Source organism: Streptomyces sp. NPDC091416, from assembly GCF_044756845.1.
Lineage (GTDB): Bacteria > Actinomycetota > Actinomycetes > Streptomycetales > Streptomycetaceae > Streptomyces.
The window spans coordinates 186,509-191,398 of record NZ_JBIVTU010000013.1; the positions used below are offsets into that span (position 1 = coordinate 186,509).

At 72.1% G+C, this 4,890-nt stretch carries 3 protein-coding genes; 2 read left to right on the forward strand and 1 reads right to left on the reverse strand.

Features of this window, described 5'->3' with window-relative positions:
• Window positions 1-140: 140 nt before the first annotated feature.
• Window positions 141-1,442 (reverse strand): DUF4192 domain-containing protein, encoded by a 1,302-nt coding sequence (locus ACIQMX_RS32420; RefSeq protein ID WP_402483485.1) that lies wholly within the window; start codon window positions 1,440-1,442, stop codon window positions 141-143.
• Window positions 1,443-1,553: 111 nt separating this feature from the next.
• Between ACIQMX_RS32420 and ACIQMX_RS32425 the strand changes: the two genes are divergently transcribed.
• Both ACIQMX_RS32425 and ACIQMX_RS32430 read left to right on the forward strand, forming a co-directional pair.
• Entirely contained in the window at window positions 1,554-3,725 is a 2,172-nt protein-coding gene (locus ACIQMX_RS32425; protein ID WP_402483488.1) for a RecQ family ATP-dependent DNA helicase, read from the forward strand.
• 218 nt (window positions 3,726-3,943) lie between these two features.
• Complete coding sequence (locus tag ACIQMX_RS32430) at window positions 3,944-4,573, forward strand: hypothetical protein (RefSeq protein ID WP_402483491.1); 630 nt, start codon at window positions 3,944-3,946, stop codon at window positions 4,571-4,573.
• Window positions 4,574-4,890 lie beyond the last annotated feature (317 nt).

Below are 4,890 nucleotides of genomic sequence, written 5' to 3' on the forward strand. Positions count from 1 at the left end.
GGTGGGGGGGGCGTCGGGCCCCCTGGAGTTAACATCGATGTACGCATCAAAAAACACCCCCGCGCCCCCCCCCCCCCCCCGCCCCGGCGCGGGGGGGGGGGGGGGGGGGCGGGCCCCCCCCCCCCCCCCCCACCGCTCTCTCATCGTCCGGTCCTCGTCCCGCGCCGGCCCTGACTGCGCAGCCGGCCGGGCTGGCGCCTGCCGGGGACCGCACCCGGACGGGCTGATCCCGGCCGCGTCCGCCGCCGCCCGGAAGCCTGGACCCGTACGGCACGGGCCCCCGCGACCCGTCCCGTACCGCGACCGCGTCGCGTCGTCCGTGTGCTGCGCTCACCACGCAGGCAGCGCCGCAGCGTCTCCGGATCGAGGCCCTGATTGCAGGCCTCGTGCAGCAGCTGGGCAAACGTGTATCCGGGATCCAGCCGCAGGGCGAGCCCCAGCGCCACCCGCGCGGCCGGCTCGTCACCGGTCGACCACGAAACCCAGCCCGCCAGGGTGAGCGGCGCCGCCGCATGCTCCTCGTACGGCGCGACACACCGGCGCGCGAGTGCCCGCCACAGCCTGAGCGCAGACGCCGCCTCCGGGCCTTCCATCCACTCCGCGGCCCTGTCCCGGGTCTCCCGGTCCTGAAGCCCGAGGATCACCGCCGCCGCCTCTTCATGGCTGATCAGCCGGTCGTCGTTGAGGTCGCAGAGCGAAGGCGTCGCCGCCGGAGCCTGTTCGAGGCGCTCCATGAGCCGCCGGGCAAGGTCCAGGGTCGCGCTGACGACCTCCTTGCGGCTCTCCTCGTCGAGGAGCTTGGGCACCAGAGCGGCCCCGGCCGTGTCCAGCGCCCGTTGCTGCTCCCTGCCTGCCCCACCCGGATGGGGCGCGAGCCTGGATTCCATCTCGCGCAGTGACCCCCGCACCTGGATGCCGGCGTAAGCCGCTGTCGCGGCCATCACCGAGGTGCCCTGCATGGCCAGGGGATTCCCTTCGGCCGGGCAGCAGCGGGGGTCGGGGCAGACGTAGGACCAGAACCGATCGCCGGAGATGCAGAGCGCTTCGAGCACCGGCACGTCCAGCGCCCCGCAGGCGATCCGCAGCCGCTGGGCGAAGGGCCGAAGCCGCTCCATGGCCTGACTGCCCGTTTCTCCTTCGGCCGGATCCTGGCAGAGGAAGACCACGATCGCGTCGGGTCGCCCGCCGCGCCGCTCGCTCCCCTTGATCAGGCACTCGGCGAGCTGCTCGGCCACCGAAGGCCACTCGTGGGCGGACTGCGGGATCCCGAGCCTCAGGCGCCCGCCGAAACGGCCGCGACCGCCGTGCAGCGCGACCATGACCACGCTGTCGTTCGGATGGAATCCCATGAGGTACGGGAGGGCGTCGGCCAGCTCGGCGGGCCCCCGCAAAGTGATCTGCTGCTCGTCGGACGGTCCGGTGGATTCGTGGTGCTTGTTCATGGGATGACCGTCCCCTGAGCGGGCAAATTCCGCGACCCCCTGTGGATAACTTATCCACAGGGACCGCGCGGTCGTTCGCGGTTTGTCGTACCCATCGGGTTGCATGGGGTTATGACCAACGCAGACCGTGCAGAGCTCAGGGCTTCGGCCGATTCCGTACTGGCACGCCTCGTCGGGGACGCCTCCGGCACTGCCCGGCTGCGTGAGGACCAGTGGCGGGCCATCGAAGCCCTTGTCGCCGACAAGCGCAGAGCGCTGGTCGTCCAGCGGACCGGCTGGGGAAAGTCGGCCGTGTACTTCGTCGCGACCTCGTTGCTGCGCGCGCAGGGCAGCGGGCCCACGGTGATCGTCTCCCCGTTGCTGGCGTTGATGCGCAACCAGGTGGCAGCCGCTGCCCGGGCCGGCATCAGTGCGCGGACGATCAATTCGTCCAACACCGAGGAGTGGGACACCGTGCAGGCCGAGGTGGCCGCCGGTGAAGTGGATGTACTGCTTGTCAGCCCCGAGCGGCTCAACAATCCGGATTTCCGGGATCAGGTCCTGCCCAGGCTCGCCGCGGCGACGGGACTGCTCGTGGTCGACGAGGCGCACTGCATCTCCGACTGGGGCCACGACTTCCGGCCCGACTACAGGCGGCTGCGGACCATGCTCGCCGATCTGCCCGCGGGCGTGCCCGTCCTCGCGACCACCGCCACCGCGAACGCCCGTGTGACCGCGGACGTCGCGGAACAGCTGGGCACCGGCGCGGGCACGGACGCGCTCGTCCTGCGCGGCCCGCTGGACCGGGAGAGCCTGAGCCTCGGCGTTCTGCAACTGCCCAATGCCGCACACCGGCTGGCGTGGCTCGGCGACCACCTCAAGGAACTCCCCGGTTCGGGGATCATCTACACCCTGACGGTCGCGGCGGCCGAGGAGATCACCGCGTATCTCCGGCAGTGCGGGCACACCGTCGCCTCGTACACCGGCCGCACCGAGAACGCCGACCGGCAGCAGGCCGAGGACGATCTGCTGGCCAACCGCGTCAAGGCCCTGGTGGCGACCTCCGCGCTGGGCATGGGCTTCGACAAGCCCGACCTGGGCTTCGTCGTCCACCTGGGCTCGCCCTCCTCCCCCATCGCGTACTACCAGCAGGTGGGGCGTGCGGGTCGCGGCGTCGAACACGCCGAGGTGCTGTTGCTTCCGGGCAAGGAGGACGAGGCGATCTGGCAGTACTTCGCGTCGGTCGCCTTCCCTCCGGAGGAACAGGTCCGGCGCACGATCGACGCGCTCGCGCAGGCAGGCCGCCCGCTCTCGCTGCCCGCTCTGGAACCACTGGTCGACCTGCGGCGCACTCGTCTGGAGACCATGCTCAAGGTGCTCGACGTCGACGGCGCGGTCCGCCGCGTCAAGGGCGGCTGGATCGCCACGGGCGAGCCCTGGGTCTACGACGCCGAGCGCTACGCCTGGGTGGCGCGCCAACGGGCGGCCGAGCAGCAGGCGATGCGCGACTACGCGACGACGGACGGCTGCCGGATGGAGTTCCTGCGCCGCCAGTTGGACGACGAGGAGGCGACGGCCTGCGGACGTTGCGACAACTGTGCCGGAGCCCGCTTCGACGAGGCCGTGTCCACCACCGCCCTGGACACCGCGCGGGGCGAGCTCGGCCGGCCCGGCGTCGAAGTGGAACCCCGCAAGATGTGGCCGACCGGTCTCGCCGCGGTAGGGGTCGACCTCAAGGGCCGGATCCCGGCGGGCGAGTTGTCCGGCACCGGCCGGGCGCTGGGCCGCCTCTCCGATATCGGCTGGGGCAACAGGCTCCGCCCCCTGCTCTCCGCGCAGTCGCCCGACGCCCCGGTGCCGGACGATGTGGCCGAAGCCGTGGTCACCGTGCTGGCCGACTGGGCGCGGGGCCCGGGGGGCTGGGCGCCCGGCGCGGTGAACGCCGTCCCCCGGCCGGTCGGTGTCGTCACCGTGGCCTCCCACAGCAGGCCCCGGCTCATTCAGTCACTCGGCAACCGCATCGCCGAGGTCGGACGCATGCCCCTTCTGGGCAGTGTCGGCCATGCCCCGGGTGCCGAAGGTGTCCGGATCTCCCAGACCAACAGCGCCCAGCGGGTCCGGGCACTGCACGAGCGGCTCGTCGTGGGGCCCGAGCTGGCCGAGGCCCTGGCAGCGGTGGACGGGCCCGTGCTGCTCGTGGACGATCTCTCGGACACCGGCTGGACCCTTGCCGTTGCGGCCCGGCTCCTGCGGCGGGCCGGGGCGGGAGGCGTGTTTCCGCTGGTCCTCGCTGTTCAGGCGTGACAGGTGGCGTCATCCGGTGCCGGACTGGGCAGGGATATCCGTGTCATTCCAGCTGATTACCGTCAGCTGTGCCAATTGCTCGTTGCCGCCTGCCGATACGCCAGGAAGAATTGGACTCGCTCCCCGCACGGTCTCTTCGCGGGCCCGGAAGGGCTGTGCCGCGGCGCGCCCTCACCCGACTCTGCCCGCATCGTGGGCGCGTATGCGAAGGGAGGACCGTGACCTTCGGATTCGCTCCGTCCGCAGCCACTTCGATGTCGCCGACCACAGATTCCGCCAACCGCCTTGCCAGAATGCTCGAACCGGCCGAGTGGTCGGCAGCGGGCATACCGCTGCTGCGCAGCCCGCGCGAGGTGGTCAGCGGCCTGCACTCAAGGCATCGGCCGACCCCACAGATCGCAGTCGTCGCTGTGCTCGACCACGAGGAACGTCTGACGGCCAGCGCCTCGTTCGCCCGTCGTTCGGTGACGGCGGACGGCTGGGAATTCCGTAACGCCCTGCTGGCGCACCTGCGCCGGGTGATCCCGCACGATCTCCGACGCCGTACGCCCGTACGCACCGCGGTACTGCTCTACTGCCGCGAGGGGGACGAGCGTTGGACGGAGGAGGACGGGGCCTGGATGTGGGGGTTGCGGGATGCCTGCACCCTGCACGGGCTGCGATGCGGCGCGTACATCACGCTGACCCGCGGCGGCTGGCAGGTGCTCGGGGAGGGCCGCGGCGGCCGTCGCCCCAGCTCCACGTCGCAACCGGCCGCTCTTGCCGACGCCGCGCTGGACCAGGATCCCGGCCCGGCACGCACGGGCGGTGGTGCGGTCCAGGCGTTGCACCGCACCGCGGCTCGCTGACGCGGGCAGCGGGGCGCGCCCCAGGGCAAGCCGTGGGGAGCTCGCGACACCAAGCGGCAGGCAACTCACGGCCCCCGGCGGCGACCAGCTCACCGCCCCAGACCGCGCGCGGGCAGCTCACGACACCGGGCCGTGGGGCCGGCCGCCCTTGCGGGCAGCCGGGTCACCACGGGCCGGCAGCACTCCGGTTCCGGTGTCCGGGCCGGAACGCATCGCATCATCGATCCGCTCAGGCCCGGGCACTCGCGCCCAATGCCACGTCACATCCGCTCCGGCCCGGACACCCACGCCGGAGTTACGTCACGTTCGCTCCGGTT

Coding starts and splice junctions, on each gene's coding strand:
- ACIQMX_RS32420 (WP_402483485.1), bottom strand. CDS start 1,442: ATGAACAAGCACCACGAATCCACCGGACCGTCCGACGAGCAGCAGATC.
- ACIQMX_RS32425 (WP_402483488.1), top strand. CDS start 1,554: ATGACCAACGCAGACCGTGCAGAGCTCAGGGCTTCGGCCGATTCCGTA.